This window comes from Pseudomonas sp. NFR02, assembly GCF_900119375.1.
GTDB lineage: Bacteria > Pseudomonadota > Gammaproteobacteria > Pseudomonadales > Pseudomonadaceae > Aquipseudomonas > Aquipseudomonas paracarnis.
The window spans coordinates 270,153-287,102 of record NZ_FPJJ01000008.1 but is presented as its reverse complement, the minus strand read 5'-3'; the positions used below and the strand labels follow the sequence as shown (position 1 = coordinate 287,102).

Sequence of the window (16,950 nt, the reverse complement as noted above, 5' to 3'; positions counted from 1 at the left end):
TCTTATTCGGCTGATTCTACAGCAGCGAGCATGCGCACCACATCGACCGTTTCGGCGACATCATGCACACGCAAAATACGTGCGCCCTTGGTCACGGCAAGCGCCGCAAGCGCCAGGCCGCCATACAGGCGTTCGCCGACGGGGCGATTCAAGGCGAGCCCTATCATGCTCTTGCGCGAAACGCCGACCAACAGCGGGCGACCAAGGGCGTGCAGCGCTTCCATGTGTTTGAACAGGCTTAGATTGTGCTGCAGGGTCTTGGCAAAGCCAAACCCCGGATCGAGGATGATCTGTTCGGGCGCAATACCCACAGCCACACACTGGGCAACCCTCTCAGCAAGAAACCCACCCACCTCGCCAACCAGGTCGTCGTAATGCGGATTGTCCTGCATGTTGCCGGGCTCACCCAGCATATGCATGAGGCAGACAGGCAAGCCGGTTGCAGCGGCCGCATCAAGGGCGCCGTCGCGCTGAAGCGAGCGCACGTCGTTGATCAACCCAGCCCCCAGCCGCGCGGTTTCGCGCATCACTGCCGGGGTGGAGGTGTCTACCGAGATGATGACATCCAGCTCACGGGCAATACGCTCAACTACCGGCGCCACCCGCTCCAGCTCCTCCAATGGAGAAACAACGCGGGCGCCGGGGCGGGTCGATTCCCCACCCACATCAATCAGCGTCGCACCGGCGGCCACCATCGCCTCGGCATGGCGCAACGCGGCGTCCAACTGACTGAAGCGGCCACCATCGGAAAAGGAGTCAGGGGTTACATTGAGGATGCCCATGACATGCGTCCGGGCCAAATCAAGAACCCGGTTGCCGCAAGGCAACCGGGTAGAGGACAAAGCAGAAGTCATTTCAAACCTTAGTGATCAGCTGCCGGGCCGCCGATAGGCGTTTCAGGGCGCTCATTCTGCACCACAGGCGGAGTGCCCGAAGTACCCGAACCACCTTCCCAGTCGCGCGGCTCACGCGGCGTGCGGCCCGACATGATGTCGTCGATCTGGTCGGCATCGATGGTTTCGTACTTCATCAACGCATCAGCCATGGCGTCCAGCTTGTCACGGTTGTCAGTGAGGATCTGCTTGGCAGTGCCGTAGCACTGGTCAATGATGCTGCGAACCTCGGAGTCGATCAGCTTGGCTGTCTCACCCGAGAAGCTGGCGCTTTGCCCACCGCCGCCACGGCCCAGGAACACTTCGCCTTCTTCTTCGGCGTACATCAATGGGCCGAGTTTTTCCGACAAGCCCCACTTGGTCACCATGTTTCGCGCAATCTGGCTGGCACGCATGATGTCGTTGGAGGCGCCAGTGGTCACACCGTCGAAGCCAAGGGTCATTTCCTCAGCAATACGGCCACCATACAGCGAGCAGATCTGGCTGATCAGCGCACGCTTGGAGAGGCTGTAGCGATCTTCTTCCGGCAGGAACATCGTCACACCCAGTGCCCGACCACGAGGAATGATCGACACTTTGTAGACGGGGTCATGCTCAGGCACAACGCGACCTACAATGGCGTGACCTGCCTCGTGATAAGCGGTGTTCTGCTTCTCTTTCTCGGACATGACCATGGATTTGCGCTCGGCGCCCATCATGATCTTGTCTTTCGCCAATTCGAACTCTTTCATCTCAACGATGCGCTTGCCAGTACGGGCAGCGAACAGCGAAGCCTCGTTCACCAGGTTCGCCAGATCAGCACCGGAGAAACCGGGAGTACCACGGGCGATCACAGCCGGAGCCACGTCGTCACCCATTGGCACCTTGCGCATGTGTACTTTCAGAATCTGCTCACGACCACGAATGTCCGGCAGGCCGACCACAACCTGGCGGTCGAAACGGCCCGGACGCAGCAACGCAGGGTCGAGAACGTCGGGACGGTTGGTTGCGGCGATGACGATAATGCCGTCATTCATCTCGAAACCATCCATCTCTACCAGCAACTGGTTGAGGGTCTGCTCACGCTCATCGTGACCACCCCCCATGCCCGCGCCACGATGGCGACCAACGGCATCGATTTCGTCGATGAAGATGATGCATGGCGCGTGCTTCTTGGCCTGCTCGAACATATCGCGAACACGGCTGGCGCCGACGCCGACAAACATCTCGACGAAGTCAGAACCGGAAATCGTGAAGAAAGGCACCTTGGCTTCGCCGGCAATCGCCTTGGCCAGCAAGGTTTTACCGGTACCCGGAGGCCCCACCATCAGCACACCGCGAGGAATACGGCCACCCAGGCGCTGGAACTTGCCCGGATCACGCAGGAACTCGACCAACTCACCGACTTCTTCCTTGGCTTCGTCGCAACCTGCGACGTCAGCCAGGGTGGTCTTCACCTGGTCTTCGGAGAGCAGGCGCGCCTTGCTTTTGCCGAAGCTCATCGGCCCGCCCTTGCCTCCCGCACCGCCTTGCATCTGGCGCATGAAGAACATGAACACGGCGATAATCACCAGGATCGGGAAGCTGGCAACCAGGAGCTGGGTCCAGATGCTTTGCTGTTCAGGCTGCTTGCCTTCCACAACGACCTTGTTATCCACCAGGTCACCGATGAGACCGTTGTCCTGAATGGCAGGACGAATGGTCTTGAAGCTGTCGCCATCGTTGCGCTTACCGGTAATCACGTAGCCATCAACCGCTACGCGCTCGACCTTGCCATCCTTAACTTGCTGGATGAAGTCGGAATAGTTGAGGGTCTGCGGCTCGTTAGGGCTGGAGAAGTTGTTCATCACCGTCACCAGGACAGCCGCGATGATCAACCACAGGATCAGATTCTTTGCCATATCGTTCAATTAACTACCCTCTGAAGCAAGCTCCGCTACTGGCGCGCGCTTCGCATGATATTCACCGGCCTAACTTACTACATTACCTACAACTCTGGCAGGCGCCGTCTGTAACCCTTTGTGAAACTTTGACTACGCAATATTCGTAAAGCTTCGTGACGAAAGCGATATAAAAAAACCTATCGCCCTCCTCGAATTTCTCAAAAACGCTCTTCGCTCGCAGCGCCTTCGACACCGCGGAAGCCACGGCACAGCAGATACTGCTCCCTGGACCGGTCACGGGATGAGTCCGGCTTGCGTGTCTGTACCTTGTCGAACAACTTGCGAATGTTCTTGTGGTACTCGTCGAAACCTTCGCCCTGGAAGACCTTCACCAGGAAATCGCCACCCGGACGCAACACCCGACCTGCCAGATCCAGCGCCAGTTCACACAGGAACATGGCACGCGGCATATCAACAGCCGGTAATCCACTCATATTGGGGGCCATGTCGGAAATCACAAGGTCTACCTGCGAATTTCCCACAGCCTCCAGGATCTCGGCCAATACCTTGTCCTCGGTGAAATCGCCGTGAACAAAGGTCACGTCCGGGATGCTGTCCATCTCGAGGATGTCCGAAGCGATCAATCGACCTTGCCCACCAATCAGACGACTGGTCACCTGGGACCAGCCACCGGGGGCCGCGCCGAGATCGATAACGCTCATGCCTGGACGAATCAATTTGTCCTTGTCCTGGATCTCCAGCAACTTGTAGCTGGCCCGGGAACGGTAGCCGTCCTTTTGCGCCTTTTTGACGTAAGGATCATTGAAATGTTCTTGTAGCCACTTAAGGCTGGTTTTGGAACGGGCCACGGGCCACCTCGAAAAAATAAAACGGGTCGTGATTAACTGGGCGGTCCCGGACTCGCTCGGGTAAACTGGCCGCCGCTTTTTACAAGATCAGACGCAGGGGTCAGATTATGCCGCTCACTCAAGAGCAGAAGAAACAGTACAAATCCATTGGCCACCATCTGAAACCAGTTCTGATTGTGGCAGACAACGGTTTGACTGAGGGTGTGCTAGCCGAATTCGAGCGCGCACTGAACGATCACGAACTGATCAAGATCAAGGTCAACATCCTTGATCGCGAAGCGCGCCTGGCCGCCGTTGCAGAACTGTGCAAGGTCGGCAAAGCGGACCTTGTTCAGGTCATCGGCAAGATGGCGCTGCTGTATCGCAAGAACTTCAGCGTCAACAAGCAACTGTCGAACGTTCATCGCTTCAAATGATGAAAAGGGTCAAGGGCGTGCTTCGCGCGCCCCGCCACTCCATCCCGGCGCAGGCTGCATAACCAGCACCAGGCCAGAGAACCCTAGCACAAGATAGCTGAATAACTGCCAGCGCAACGCTTGCGGCAGCCACACATGCACCACGCAAAACATTGCGCATGCATACAGCGCCATCAACAGCAGTTGCCCGCGGATATCCCGCCACAAACTCTTCAGGCCTTCGGCCTTGATCAGCACCAACACCTGAAGCGTCACGCACGCCGCCGCAAAACCCACCAGCAGCGCACTCAGCAATCCGTCGATCTCATCGATCAGCAGCGGCGCCAGGCCAATCAGGCCCAACGCCGGCAACATACCAATATGTAACAGCCATAGGCCGCCCACCCAAAGCATCTGAGAGAGCTGCCAAAGCATGGCGCCCGCACGCAGCGGGCGCCGTCTTTCAGATGTGACGAACTTCGACAATCTCGTACTCAATGACGCCGCTCGGCGTTTTCACGGCAACCACGTCGCCTTCTTCCTTGGCAATCAAGGCGCGAGCAATCGGCGAGCCGACAGAGATCTTGCCTTGCTTGAAGTCAGCCTCATCCTCACCCACGATTTGGTAAGTCACGCTTTCGTCGGTCTCGACGTTGGCGATTTCCACGGTCGTGCCGAAAATTACCTTGCCGGTATGCGGGATGGTGGTGACATCGATGATCACCGCATTCTGCATACGGCCTTCGATGTCACGAATCCGCGCCTCGACCATACCCTGCTGCTCGCGAGCAGCGTGGTATTCGGCGTTTTCCTTCAAGTCACCCAGCTCGCGGGCCGTACCGATGTCCTGGCTCAGCTTTGGACGTACGACCTTGGTCAGATGGGCGTGCTCCTCTTCCAGGGCGCGCGCGCCCTGAACGGTCATCGGGTATTTGGTTATGCTCATGCCTTCAATCCTGCGTGTAGATCCTGCAAGCGACGCACGGTCTTTTCCGGACCGAACTTCAGCGCTTCACAGATAGCTTCGCCAGCAGCAATGGTAGTGGTGCAGTAAATCTTGTGCTGCAAGGCATTACGACGAATGGAATAGGAGTCCGCGATCGACTGGCGACCTTCGGTGGTGTTGATGATCAGGGTGACTTCGTCATTCTTGATCATGTCGACCACATGCGGACGGCCTTCCGTCACCTTGTTCACGCGACGTACTTTCAGGCCGGCAGCTTCGATCAGCTTGGCGGTCCCGGCGGTAGCCACGACTTCAAAGCCCAAGTTGATCAGATCGCGGGCGACCCCTGCAACCAGTGGTTTGTCATCATCACGTACGCTGATAAACGCAGTACCGCCGGTCGGCAGCACTTCACTGGCACCCATCTGGGCCTTGGCGAAGGCTTCACCGAAGGTATCGCCCACACCCATCACTTCACCGGTGGACTTCATTTCTGGGCCCAGGATCGGGTCCACGCCAGGGAATTTGGCGAACGGGAACACCGCCTCTTTCACACTGTAGAAGTTCGGAATGATTTCCTTGGTAAAGCCGATTTCCTTCAGGGTCTTACCAGCCATCACTCGCGCAGCGATCATGGCCAGGGACACACCGATGCACTTGGACACGAACGGTACGGTACGCGAGGCACGCGGGTTGACTTCGATGACGTAGATGTCTTCGCCTTGCAGCGCCAACTGTACGTTCATCAGGCCGACCACACCCAGTTCCAGGGCCATCTTCTTGACCTGTTCGCGCATCTCGTCCTGGATATGCGCCGGCAGCGAGTACGGCGGCAGGGAGCACGCGGAGTCACCGGAGTGAACGCCGGCCTGCTCGATGTGCTGCATGATCGCGCCGATCACGACGTCAGTACCGTCGCAGACCGCGTCCACGTCCATTTCGATGGCGCAGTTGAGGAAGTGGTCCAGCAGCACCGGGCTGTCGTTGGAGACTTTCACCGCATCACGCAGGTAGCGCTTGAGTTCTTCTTCTTCGTAGACGATTTCCATCGCCCGGCCGCCCAGTACGTAGGACGGACGCACCACCAGCGGATAGCCGATCTTGCTGGCCGCGCGAATGGCTTCGTCTTCGCTGCGCACGGTGGCGTTCGGCGGCTGACGCAGGTTCAGGCGCTCAACCATCTGCTGGAAACGCTCACGGTCTTCGGCACGGTCGATTGCATCCGGGCTGGTACCGATGATCGGCACGCCAGCGGCTTCGAGGGCACGCGCCAGTTTCAGCGGGGTCTGGCCGCCGTACTGGACGATCACGCCTTTAGGCTTCTCGACCCGACAGATTTCCAATACGTCTTCCAGCGTTACCGGCTCGAAGTACAGACGGTCGGACGTGTCGTAGTCAGTGGAAACCGTTTCCGGGTTGCAGTTGACCATGATGGTCTCGTACCCGTCTTCGCGCAGGGCGAGGGCGGCGTGTACGCAGCAGTAGTCGAACTCGATGCCCTGGCCGATACGGTTCGGACCGCCACCCAGGATGATGATCTTGTCGCGGCCCGTCGGCGCGGCTTCGCACTCTTCCTCATAGGTGGAGTACATGTAGGCCGTGTCGGTGGCGAATTCTGCGGCGCAGGTGTCAACGCGCTTGTAGACCGGGAAGATATCCAGCTTGTGGCGATGAGTACGCAGGTTCTTCTCGGTCACACCCAGCAGCTTGGCCAGACGCTGGTCGGAGAAGCCTTTGCGCTTGAGGCGGAACATCAGGTCGCGGTCGATAGACGACAGACCCAGCGTCTTGACCTTCTCTTCTTCCTTGATCAGATCTTCGATCTGCACCAGGAACCACGGGTCGATCATGTTCATGCCGAAGATATCTTCGACGCTCAGGCCGGCACGGAAGGCGTCAGCCACGTACCAGATACGCTCGGCGCCCGGCACGGTCAGCTCGCGCTTGAGGATGCTCATGCTTTCCGGGTTGCTCAGGTCGAGCTTCTCGTCCAGGCCGCAAACACCGACTTCCAGGCCGCGCAGCGCTTTCTGCAGGGATTCCTGGAACGTGCGGCCGATGGCCATGACTTCACCGACCGACTTCATCTGGGTGGTCAGGCGCGCATCCGCCTTGGCGAATTTCTCGAAGGCAAAGCGCGGCAGCTTGGTCACGACGTAGTCGATAGACGGTTCGAAAGACGCCGGCATAGCGCCGCCGGTGATTTCGTTTTGCAGCTCGTCCAAGGTGTAGCCGATAGCCAGCTTGGCAGCGATACGCGCAATCGGGAAACCGGTCGCTTTCGAGGCCAGCGCCGAAGAACGCGATACACGTGGGTTCATCTCGATCACGACCATGCGGCCGGTGTCCGGGCAGATGCCGAACTGGACGTTGGAACCGCCGGTTTCAACGCCGATCTCGCGCAATACCGCCAAGGAGGCGTTACGCAGGATCTGGTATTCCTTGTCGGTCAGGGTCTGTGCTGGCGCCACGGTGATCGAGTCACCGGTGTGCACGCCCATCGGGTCGAAGTTTTCGATGGAGCAGACGATGATGCAGTTGTCCTTCTTATCGCGGACAACCTCCATCTCATATTCTTTCCAGCCGATCAGCGATTCGTCGATCAGCAGCTCTTTGGTCGGCGACAGGTCCAGGCCACGCGCGCAGATTTCTTCGAACTCTTCACGGTTGTAAGCGATACCGCCGCCGGTGCCGCCCATGGTGAAGGACGGACGGATGATGCACGGGAAGCCCAGGGTCTCGAGGACCGCATTGGCCTCTTCCATGCTGTGGGCGATACCGGAACGTGGGCACGCCAGGCCGATGGACTTCATGGCCTTGTCGAAACGCGAACGGTCTTCAGCCTTGTCGATGGTGTCGGCATTGGCACCGATCATCTCTACGCCGAACTTTTCCAGGACGCCTTCGCGCTCCAGGTCCAAGGCGCAGTTCAGAGCGGTCTGGCCACCCATGGTTGGCAGCAGCGCGTCCGGACGCTCTTTTTCGATGATCTTGGCAACGGTCTGCCACTTGATCGGCTCGATGTAGGTGGCGTCGGCCATGGCCGGGTCGGTCATGATGGTGGCCGGGTTGGAGTTCACCAGGATGACGCGGTAGCCCTCCTCGCGCAGGGCTTTACAGGCCTGCGCGCCGGAGTAGTCGAATTCGCAGGCCTGGCCGATCACGATCGGGCCAGCGCCGAGAATCAGGATGCTTTTTATGTCTGTACGTTTTGGCATGGGTTTGTCACTCAAATCCGCAGGTCAGTCGGCAAGCCGTCTTGAACAATCTTTGAAGAGCCTGCGGGGGCCACCGCAATCCGGGGCCGCCCGCAGGCCACTCAGTCAGCGTCGCTTGGCCATCTCATTGATGAAACGGTCGAACAGCGGCGCTACGTCGTTCGGGCCCGGGCTGGCTTCAGGGTGGCCCTGGAAGCTGAACGCGCTCTTGTCGGTGCGCTCGATGCCTTGCAGGGAGCCGTCGAACAGCGACTTGTGAATGGCGCGCACATTGCTCGGCAGGGAGGCTTCATCCACCGCAAAACCGTGGTTCTGGCTGGTGATCATCACAACGCCGGTGTCCAGGTCTTGTACCGGGTGGTTGGCACCGTGGTGGCCGTGGCCCATTTTCAGGGTCTTGGCGCCGGAGGCCAAAGCCAGCAACTGGTGGCCAAGGCAGATGCCGAACACCGGAATCTCGGTCTCCAGCACGTCCTTGATGGCCTGGATAGCGTAGTCGCATGGCTCAGGGTCACCCGGGCCGTTGGACAGGAACACACCGTCCGGCTGCATCGCGAGCACATCGCTGGCAGGGGTTTGCGCGGGCACCACGGTCACACGGCAACCGCGCTCGACCAGCATGCGCAGGATGTTGTACTTGACGCCGTAGTCATAGGCGACCACGTGGTAAGGCAGATCGGCAGCCTCGATAGTCGCGTGGCTGTCGGTCTTCAGATCCCACACAGTGGAACGCCACTCGTACTTCTCTTTGACGCTGACGACTTTCGCCAGGTCCATGCCCTTCAGGCCGGGAAAACCTTGCGCTGCGGCAATCGCCGCCTCTTCGGAAATATTGTCACCGACCATGATGCAGCCGTTCTGCGAGCCTTTTTCACGCAGGATGCGCGTGAGGCGGCGCGTATCGATACCGGCGATCGCCACAACGTTGTTGGCTTTCAGGTAATCGGACAGCGACATCGTGTTACGCCAGTTGCTCGCAACCAGTGGCAGGTCACGAATCACCAGGCCCGCCGACCAGACACGATCAGACTCGACATCTTCCGGCGTAGTGCCGGTGTTGCCGATGTGCGGATAGGTCAGGGTAACGATCTGTTGGGCGTAGGAAGGATCGGTAAGGATTTCCTGATAGCCGGTCATGGCGGTGTTAAACACCACCTCTCCAACGGTCTGACCGTCGGCTCCAATGGCTTCGCCGCGAAAAATGCTGCCATCAGCAAGGGCGAGTATGGCTGGCTTAGTCAAGAAGACCTCCCGTAAATAAAGCCTGAAAGGGCGATCGCAGGTTGTAAAAAAGCGGAGTGACGTATGGACACGTCACCCCGCTTCTTCACTGAATTATTCTGCGCGCTTTTAGTGGACACACTAAAGCTGTAGCTTACAGAAAAAGGCTTTTTTGGTCCACCGCTAATGAGCCTTAAAGGCAGGGGAATGCGACAGGACGTCGCCTAGCGGGTAAAAACGGGGCCACAGGATAATCCTGAGCCCCCGTTTTAGCTACTGGTTAGTGCAAATCCAGCACGTCACGCATGTCGTACAGGCCCGGCTCGCGGCCGTCCAACCAAAGCGCAGCACGCACCGCGCCCTTGGCGAAAGTCATGCGGCTGGAGGCTTTGTGCGTGATCTCCAGGCGCTCGCCTTCGGTGGCGAACAGCACGGTGTGATCGCCAACCACATCACCACCGCGCACGGTTGCAAAACCGATGGTGTCGCGTGCGCGCTCCCCTGTGTGGCCTTCACGCCCGTATACCGCCACTTTCGACAAATCGCGGCCCAGCGCATCGGCAATAGCTTCACCCATGCGCAACGCAGTGCCCGACGGGGCGTCGATCTTGTGACGGTGATGAGTCTCGATAATCTCGATATCAGCCTCATCACCCAGCACGCGCGCCGCCAGGTCCAGCAATTTCAGCGACAGGTTTACGCCCACGCTGAAATTGGCAGCGAAGACGATCGGAATATCCTTGCCCGCCTCCACCAGCAACTGTTTCTGCTCGGCGCTCAAACCGGTGGTACCGATCACCATAGCCTTGCCCGCCTTACGGCAGAAGGCCAGATTTTTCAGCATCACTTCCGGCAGGGTGAAGTCGATCAGCACGTCGAGCTCGTCAGCCACCTGCTCAAGGTTGCCAGACAACGAAACACCGATGCGGCCCAATGAGGCCAACTCACCTGCGTCCGCGCCGATCAACGTACTGCCTGGGCGAACAATCGCCGCCGTCAGCCCGGAGGCCGGCGAGCGCTGCTGCACCGCCTCGACCAGCGTCTTGCCCATGCGCCCGGCAGCGCCCATTACGGCTATACGTCGCATATTCAGATCCTTACAGGTCGCCGAAGAAGCGTTTTACACCGTCGAAGAAGCCCGTAGTCTTCGGCGAGTGCGAGTCATCGCCTTCCAGCGAGCTGCGGAACTCTTCCAGCAGTTCACGCTGACGACGATTCAGGTTCACCGGGGTTTCCACCGCCACACGGCACATCAGGTCGCCAGCACCGCCACCGCGCACGGGCGCAACGCCTTTGCCACGAATGCGGAACTGCTTGCCGGTTTGAGTCCCCTCGGGAATCTTGAGCTTGACCCGACCATCCAGCGTCGGAATCTCCAGCTCGCCACCCAGGGCCGCATCAACAAAGCTGATCGGCACTTCGCAGAACAAGTGCTTGCCGTCACGCTGGAAGATCGAGTGCTCGCGCACATTGATCACCACGTACAGGTCGCCTGTAGGGCCACCCTGGGCACCCGCCTCGCCTTCGCCCGACAGTCGAATACGATCACCGGTATCCACACCCGCCGGCACTTTCACCGACAGCGTCTTGTACTCTTCGACGCGGCCTTCGCCGTGGCAGGAGTCGCACGGATCGGAAATGATCTTGCCCTGGCCATGGCAACGCGGGCAGGTTTGCTGCACCGAGAAGAAGCCCTGCTGCATGCGTACCTGCCCGATACCGCCGCAGGTCGGGCACGTGATCGGCGAGGAGCCTTTCTTCGCACCCGAGCCGTCGCACGGCTTGCAGTTGACCAGCGTCGGCACACGGATATTGACACTGGTGCCGCGCACGGCTTCTTCCAGGTTCAGTTCCAGGGTGTAACGCAGGTCGCTGCCGCGCTGAGGGCCGCCACGCTGACCGCCACGGCCACCGCCGAAGAAGTCGCTGAATACGTCGCCGAAAATATCGGAGAAGTTCTGGCCACCAAAACCGGCACCGCCGCCGCCCATGCTCGGGTCGACGCCAGCATGGCCATACTGGTCGTAGGCCGCACGCTTATTGGGATCACACAGGCATTCGTAGGCCTCGTTGGCCTCTTTGAACATCTCTTCGGATTCTTTGTTATCCGGATTACGGTCCGGGTGGTGCTTCATCGCCAGGCGACGGTAGGATTTTTTCAGCTCCGCCTCGCTGGCGCCACGCTCCACACCCAATACTTCGTAATAGTCACGCTTTGCCATAAGTCTTTGCACTCTTAAGGACGTTCGACCTGGCCCTCCTGAACCCTGCCAAACTCGTTGAGCCCCAATACAGGCCCGGACCCAACTCACGTCAATTCAACGATCCTGGTCATTACTGTTTTCAGCCAGGGAGCCGGCCAAAAACGCGGTGACTGTCATTCGGAAAGCAGGAGCATTCCCGTTCACACCGCCAGCATCCGAGCGTTGTCGCATGCTGTAAAAATTCGCATACCCCAGACACGCCAACGCGGGAGCAAGCTCCCGCGCGGCGACATCCTACCAGTCACCGCTTGTGCGCGGTCAACCGGGCGACAACTTACTTGTTGTCTTTAACTTCTTCGAACTCAGCATCGACAACATCGTCGTGCTTGGCTTCAGGCTCTGCTTGTTGCGCAGCGCCGTCAGCCGGCTGGCCTTGCTCGGCGTACATTTTCTGAGCAACTGGCGCGGAGACTTTCGACAGCTCCTCAACCTTGGCTTCGATGGCAGCCTTGTCGTCGCCTTTAATGGCGGCTTCCAGCGCAACCACTGCCGCTTCGATTGCGGTTTTCTCTTCGTCTGTCACTTTGTCGCCAGCATCAGCGATCATTTTGCGCGTCGAGTGAACCAGCGCGTCACCCTGGTTACGGGCGCCTGCCAACTCTTCGAACTTCTTGTCAGCTTCAGCATTGGTTTCAGCATCACGGATCATCTGTTGAATTTCTTCATCAGACAGGCCGGAGTTGGCCTTGATGGTGATCTTCTGCTCTTTGCCGGTGGCCTTGTCTTTCGCGCCGACGTGCAGGATGCCGTTGGCGTCGATGTCGAAGGTCACTTCGATTTGTGGCACGCCACGTGGTGCTGGTGGAATCTCAGCCAGGTCGAACTTGCCCAGGGACTTGTTCTGTGCGGCTTGCTTACGCTCGCCCTGCAGCACGTGGATAGTCACGGCGCCCTGGTTGTCATCGGCAGTCGAGAACACCTGAGATTTCTTGGTAGGAATCGTGGTGTTTTTCTCGATCAGCGCAGTCATCACGCCACCCATGGTTTCGATACCCAGGGTCAGCGGGCTTACGTCCAGCAGCAGCACGTCTTTCACATCACCGGCCAGTACCGCACCCTGGATGGCAGCACCCATGGCAACGGCTTCGTCCGGGTTCACGTCTTTACGGGCTTCTTTGCCGAAGAACTCGGTGACCAGCTTCTGAACCAGTGGCATACGGGTCTGACCGCCCACCAGGATCACGTCGTTGATCGAGCCAACGTCGATACCGGAGTCTTTCAGCGCGATGCGGCAAGGTTCGATGGTGCGCTGAACCAGGTCTTCAACCAATGCTTCGAGCTTGGAACGCGAGATCTTCACGTTCAAGTGCTTAGGACCGGTAGCGTCTGCAGTGATGTACGGCAGGTTCACGTCAGTCGACTGAGCGGAAGACAGCTCGATCTTGGCTTTTTCAGCGGCTTCCTTCAGGCGCTGCATGGCCAGCGGGTCACCCTTGAGGTTCATGCCGCTTTCTTTCTTGAATTCGTCAACGAGGTAGTCGATCAGACGAATGTCAAAGTCTTCACCACCCAGGAAGGTGTCACCGTTGGTGGCCAACACTTCGAACTGGTGCTCGCCGTCAACTTCTGCGATCTCGATCACGGAGACGTCGAACGTACCGCCACCCAGGTCGTAAACGATCACGGTGTGGTCGCCCTTGGCCTTGTCCATACCGTAAGCCAGCGCGGCTGCGGTTGGTTCGTTGATGATACGTTTTACATCCAGGCCCGCGATGCGGCCGGCGTCTTTGGTAGCCTGGCGCTGGCTGTCGTTGAAGTAGGCAGGAACGGTGATCACCGCTTCAGTCACTGCTTCACCGAGGTAGTCTTCGGCGGTCTTTTTCATCTTTTTCAAGATTTCAGCCGAGATTTGCGGCGGCGACATTTTCTGGCCGTTCACTTCAACCCAGGCGTCACCGTTGTCGGCCTTGGCGATTTTGTAAGGCACCATCTTGATGTCTTTCTGTACGACTTCTTCGTCGAACTTACGACCAATCAGACGCTTTACCGCGTACAGGGTGTTGTGCGGGTTGGTCACCGCCTGACGCTTGGCCGATTGACCGACGAGGATTTCACCGTCGTTGGCGTAAGCGATGATCGACGGAGTGGTACGTGCGCCTTCGGCGTTTTCAATAACTTTTGCAACGCCGTTTTCCAGCACGGAGACGCAGGAGTTGGTGGTCCCCAGGTCGATACCGATAATTTTGCCCATGATTTACTCTCCCGAAACTTGAATTTGGTTGCCGCAGCAGTTTTGGCTAACTGCGGTAGCACTTAAACGCTTGACTTATAAATGGGGGCCTTGCGGCGAATTTCAAGCCTGCTCATCAATAGAAGGTGCAACGGGTGCAGGAGCCTTGCTCACCACCACCATTGCCGGACGCATCAGGCGACCGTTGAGCTGGTAACCCTTCTGGAACACCTTGATCACGCTATTGGGTTCCAGGTCATGGCTTTCTTGCATGGCCATGGCTTGGTGATGTTCAGCATTGAACGGCTCGCCGGCTTGCGGATCGATAGCTTCCAACTGATAACGCTTCAGGGTGTCCTGGAACATTTTCAGGGTCAGCTCGATGCCTTCGCGCATTGGGCGGATGTTTTCATCGTCCGGGTTGGACAACTCAAGACCACGCTCCAGGCTGTCGATGATCGGCAGCAGGTCACCGGCGAATTTTTCCAGCGCGAACTTGTGAGCCTTCTCTACATCCTGCTCGGCACGGCGGCGGACGTTCTGCAGATCGGCGGCAACACGCAACGATTGATCCTGCGCAGCGGCCAATTGCTCTTCGAGCACTTGCACACGTGTCGCCAGTTCATCACCGGCAGCCGAATTGGCGTCTGGAGTTTGCGTATCCTGCGTCTGTTCGTCAGCCATAGATTTCTCCTTTCAAAATCATGCGCGAACTCAACTCGCGCTTCTGCTCCGGTATATGGGGCCACAATTTTCAGGTTCAAGGGCGCAGGCGTTACCAAAAGTCTTTCGATTGACCTGGATCATTTCCTTCACGCTCATTCCACATCGCGCTAAAAAAATTAACGACTCAAGCAAATCGAGCTAAGTGCCAGGATTGTCAGGCCTGAACAAAACACTGTATAAATAACCAGACCTAAAGCCTGGGAGCGGCCGTCATGCTCGTGCACCTGTCTGTACATAACTACGCCATCGTTGAACATCTGGATCTTGAACTGGATCGCGGGATGAGCGTAATCACAGGCGAAACCGGCGCCGGCAAGTCGATCATGCTCGACGCCCTGGGCCTGACGCTTGGCGACCGCGCCGACAGTGGCGTGGTACGCCCTGGCTCCGACAAGGCCGACATCCTGGCCACCTTCGACCTGGCGGACATCCCCGAAGCCGAGGCATGGCTGGCCGAGCGCGACCTTAATAATGAAGGCCCCTGCATTCTGCGCCGGGTGATCACCGCCGAGGGGCGCTCGCGCGGCTATATCAACGGCACGCCTTGCCCACTGGGCGACTTGAAAGCCCTGGGCGAATTGCTGATCGATATCCACAGTCAGCACGAACACCAATCCCTGTTGAAAACCGATACCCACCGTCGCCTGCTCGATGAGTACGCCGGCGCCACCGATCTTTCCCGGCAAGTTCAACTGGCCGCCCAACGCTGGCGCCAGACACGCCAGGAACTGGAACGCCTCTCCAACTCCGGCGACGAACAACGCGCCCGCCACCAGTTGCTCAGCTATCAACTGGAAGAGCTCGAGAGTCTGGGCCTGGGTGAGACAGAGCTGGAGCAACTTGAGCAGGAACACAAGAACCTGACCAACGCCGAGACCCTGCTGGGTATCTGCCGTCAGGTCGTCGAGCAATGTAGTGAGAGCGACTCCGGCAATGTCCTTAATGCACTGACCGCCAGCCTCAACCGCCTGTCCAGCGTGAACAATGCTTCCGGCTCACTGAGCGAAGCGACCACCCTGTTGACCAGCGCGCAGATCCAGGTTGAAGAGGCCGTGGGCGAACTCAATCGTTTCCTGGACCATTTCGACGCCGACCCAGCTCGCCTGCAGGAAATAGAAGAACGCCTGGACACTATTTATACCCTGGCTCGCAAGCATCGAATCCAGCCGACAGAAGTCGCAACCATGCAGCAGAAACTGCTGGATGAAATCGAAACACTCAACGCGAACGACGAATCCATCGAACGACTGGGCGAGGAGCTCGCTTCGTTTGCCCGTCATTATCAGGAAAAGGCCCGGGAGCTGAGCGCTCTGCGCCAGCAGGCAGCTACTAGCCTGGCAAGCGCCGTTGAGCTGGAAATCCAACGCCTGGGCATGCCAGGCGGGCGCTTCACCATCGAGCTGCATCCCAACGCCAGTCAAGAATTGCAGCCCCATGGGCTGGAGCACGTCGAACTGCTGGTGAGTGCCAACCCCGGCCAACCGCTCAAGGCCCTGGCCAAAGTGGCCTCCGGCGGCGAACTCTCGCGGATCAGCCTGGCGATCCAAGTGATTACCGCCCAGACCTCACGGGTACCCACCCTGGTATTCGATGAGGTGGATGTGGGCATTGGCGGGCCGACCGCAGAAATTGTTGGCCAATTGCTGCGTCGCCTGGGGGATCGCGGCCAGGTGCTTACGGTGACCCACTTGCCGCAAGTGGCAGCCCAAGGGCATCAGCACCTGTTTGTGCATAAGGTGCGCGGCAGTGACGCGACACACACCGCCGTCTCCAAGCTGAACAAGTCGGAACGGGTGGAGGAAGTGGCGCGGATGCTCGGCGGTATCGACTTGACCAAGGAGTCCTTGGCTCACGCGAAAAAAATGGTGGTGGCCGCGAAGGCCTGAAGCGATATTTTCCACTCCATAGAAAGCACGAAGGCGACCCGAGGGTCGCCTTCAATCGTTTCGCAAAGCAAAACTGCGTCGATTTTTACTTTTTCTTACGGATGTACAACACGAGATTATGGTCGACCAAATCGAACCCATGCTCTTCAGCAATCTTGTGCTGCAGCGCTTCGATTTCAGGGCTGGTGAACTCGATAACCTCATTGGTATCCAGATCAACCATGTGGTCATGGTGACCACCGTCAGCCAATTCAAACACCGCATGACCGCCGTCGAAATTATGACGAACCACCAGCCCTGCGGCTTCAAACTGGGTCAGTACACGGTAGACCGTGGCCAGGCCGACGTCCTCGTTAGACTCCATCAGCGCCTTGTAAACATCTTCGGCACTCATGTGACGCTGCTCAGCAGAATCGAGCATTTGTAGAATCTTGACTCGTGGCAGAGTCACTTTGAGACCGGCTTTGCGTAGTTCGCTATTTTCAACCATGGTTAGCTTT

The 16,950-nt window shown here is 58.4% G+C and carries 14 protein-coding genes; 2 read left to right on the top strand and 12 right to left on the bottom strand.

The window, feature by feature from the left end:
* Positions 1 to 2: 2 nt before the first annotated feature.
* The 3 genes from folP to rlmE form a co-directional block, all read right to left on the bottom strand.
* Positions 3 to 854: a dihydropteroate synthase gene (gene folP, locus BT199_RS23075; protein ID WP_014719952.1), complete on the bottom strand. Its 852-nt coding sequence runs from the start codon at positions 852 to 854 to the stop codon at positions 3 to 5.
* An 8-nt stretch (positions 855 to 862) separates the two neighbouring features.
* The gene (gene ftsH / locus BT199_RS23070) at positions 863 to 2,773 is read right to left on the bottom strand and encodes an ATP-dependent zinc metalloprotease FtsH (RefSeq protein ID WP_019817951.1); all 1,911 of its coding nucleotides are present in this window, start codon (positions 2,771 to 2,773) and stop codon (positions 863 to 865) included.
* 200 nt (positions 2,774 to 2,973) lie between these two features.
* Entirely contained in the window at positions 2,974 to 3,624 is a 651-nt protein-coding gene (gene rlmE, locus BT199_RS23065; RefSeq protein WP_014719954.1) for a 23S rRNA (uridine(2552)-2'-O)-methyltransferase RlmE, read from the bottom strand.
* 107 nt (positions 3,625 to 3,731) lie between these two features.
* Between rlmE and BT199_RS23060 the strand changes: the two genes are divergently transcribed.
* A complete protein-coding gene (locus BT199_RS23060; RefSeq protein ID WP_003176146.1) occupies positions 3,732 to 4,040 on the top strand; it encodes a YhbY family RNA-binding protein in 309 nt (102 codons plus the stop codon).
* Between the two features lie 9 nt (positions 4,041 to 4,049).
* Here the strand turns inward: BT199_RS23060 and BT199_RS23055 are convergent, their stop codons facing one another.
* From BT199_RS23055 to grpE, 8 genes are all read right to left on the bottom strand, one after another.
* Positions 4,050 to 4,454, bottom strand: coding sequence for a hypothetical protein (locus tag BT199_RS23055; RefSeq protein WP_060768035.1), 405 nt, complete (start codon positions 4,452 to 4,454; stop codon positions 4,050 to 4,052).
* A 28-nt stretch (positions 4,455 to 4,482) separates the two neighbouring features.
* Entirely contained in the window at positions 4,483 to 4,959 is a 477-nt protein-coding gene (gene greA, locus BT199_RS23050) for a transcription elongation factor GreA (protein ID WP_032873232.1), read from the bottom strand.
* A gap of 2 nt (positions 4,960 to 4,961) precedes the next feature.
* On the bottom strand, positions 4,962 to 8,183 hold the full coding sequence (gene carB, locus BT199_RS23045) for a carbamoyl-phosphate synthase large subunit (protein ID WP_003194205.1): 3,222 nt from the start codon (positions 8,181 to 8,183) through the stop codon (positions 4,962 to 4,964).
* Between the two features lie 105 nt (positions 8,184 to 8,288).
* Positions 8,289 to 9,425, bottom strand: a complete 1,137-nt coding sequence (gene carA / locus BT199_RS23040; protein WP_003194208.1) for a glutamine-hydrolyzing carbamoyl-phosphate synthase small subunit — start codon at positions 9,423 to 9,425, stop codon at positions 8,289 to 8,291.
* A 259-nt stretch (positions 9,426 to 9,684) separates the two neighbouring features.
* A complete protein-coding gene (dapB, locus tag BT199_RS23035; protein WP_072435528.1) occupies positions 9,685 to 10,491 on the bottom strand; it encodes a 4-hydroxy-tetrahydrodipicolinate reductase in 807 nt (268 codons plus the stop codon).
* A 10-nt stretch (positions 10,492 to 10,501) separates the two neighbouring features.
* A complete protein-coding gene (dnaJ, locus tag BT199_RS23030) occupies positions 10,502 to 11,626 on the bottom strand; it encodes a molecular chaperone DnaJ (protein WP_072435527.1) in 1,125 nt (374 codons plus the stop codon).
* 316 nt (positions 11,627 to 11,942) lie between these two features.
* Complete coding sequence (dnaK, locus tag BT199_RS23025; protein ID WP_014719959.1) at positions 11,943 to 13,859, bottom strand: molecular chaperone DnaK; 1,917 nt, start codon at positions 13,857 to 13,859, stop codon at positions 11,943 to 11,945.
* A 102-nt stretch (positions 13,860 to 13,961) separates the two neighbouring features.
* Entirely contained in the window at positions 13,962 to 14,522 is a 561-nt protein-coding gene (grpE, locus tag BT199_RS23020; protein ID WP_003194215.1) for a nucleotide exchange factor GrpE, read from the bottom strand.
* Between the two features lie 254 nt (positions 14,523 to 14,776).
* Between grpE and recN the strand changes: the two genes are divergently transcribed.
* A complete protein-coding gene (gene recN / locus BT199_RS23015) occupies positions 14,777 to 16,450 on the top strand; it encodes a DNA repair protein RecN (RefSeq protein WP_003194217.1) in 1,674 nt (557 codons plus the stop codon).
* 85 nt (positions 16,451 to 16,535) lie between these two features.
* Here the strand turns inward: recN and fur are convergent, their stop codons facing one another.
* Positions 16,536 to 16,940 carry a ferric iron uptake transcriptional regulator gene (gene fur / locus BT199_RS23010; RefSeq protein WP_003194220.1) on the bottom strand — a complete coding sequence of 135 codons (405 nt, stop codon included), beginning with the start codon at positions 16,938 to 16,940 and terminating at the stop codon, positions 16,536 to 16,538.
* Positions 16,941 to 16,950: the final 10 nt, after the last annotated feature.

Bases quoted from the DNA above. Each gene is read 5' to 3' on its own strand.
- folP (WP_014719952.1), bottom strand. From the start codon at position 854: ATGACTTCTGCTTTGTCCTCTACCCGGTTGCCTTGCGGCAACCGGGTT.
- ftsH (WP_019817951.1), bottom strand. From the start codon at position 2,773: ATGGCAAAGAATCTGATCCTGTGGTTGATCATCGCGGCTGTCCTGGTG.
- BT199_RS23060 (WP_003176146.1), top strand. From the start codon at position 3,732: ATGCCGCTCACTCAAGAGCAGAAGAAACAGTACAAATCCATTGGCCAC.
- BT199_RS23055 (WP_060768035.1), bottom strand. From the start codon at position 4,454: ATGCTTTGGCAGCTCTCTCAGATGCTTTGGGTGGGCGGCCTATGGCTG.
- carB (WP_003194205.1), bottom strand. From the start codon at position 8,183: ATGCCAAAACGTACAGACATAAAAAGCATCCTGATTCTCGGCGCTGGC.
- dapB (WP_072435528.1), bottom strand. From the start codon at position 10,491: ATGCGACGTATAGCCGTAATGGGCGCTGCCGGGCGCATGGGCAAGACG.
- dnaJ (WP_072435527.1), bottom strand. From the start codon at position 11,626: ATGGCAAAGCGTGACTATTACGAAGTATTGGGTGTGGAGCGTGGCGCC.
- dnaK (WP_014719959.1), bottom strand. From the start codon at position 13,859: ATGGGCAAAATTATCGGTATCGACCTGGGGACCACCAACTCCTGCGTC.
- grpE (WP_003194215.1), bottom strand. From the start codon at position 14,522: ATGGCTGACGAACAGACGCAGGATACGCAAACTCCAGACGCCAATTCG.
- recN (WP_003194217.1), top strand. From the start codon at position 14,777: ATGCTCGTGCACCTGTCTGTACATAACTACGCCATCGTTGAACATCTG.
- fur (WP_003194220.1), bottom strand. From the start codon at position 16,940: ATGGTTGAAAATAGCGAACTACGCAAAGCCGGTCTCAAAGTGACTCTG.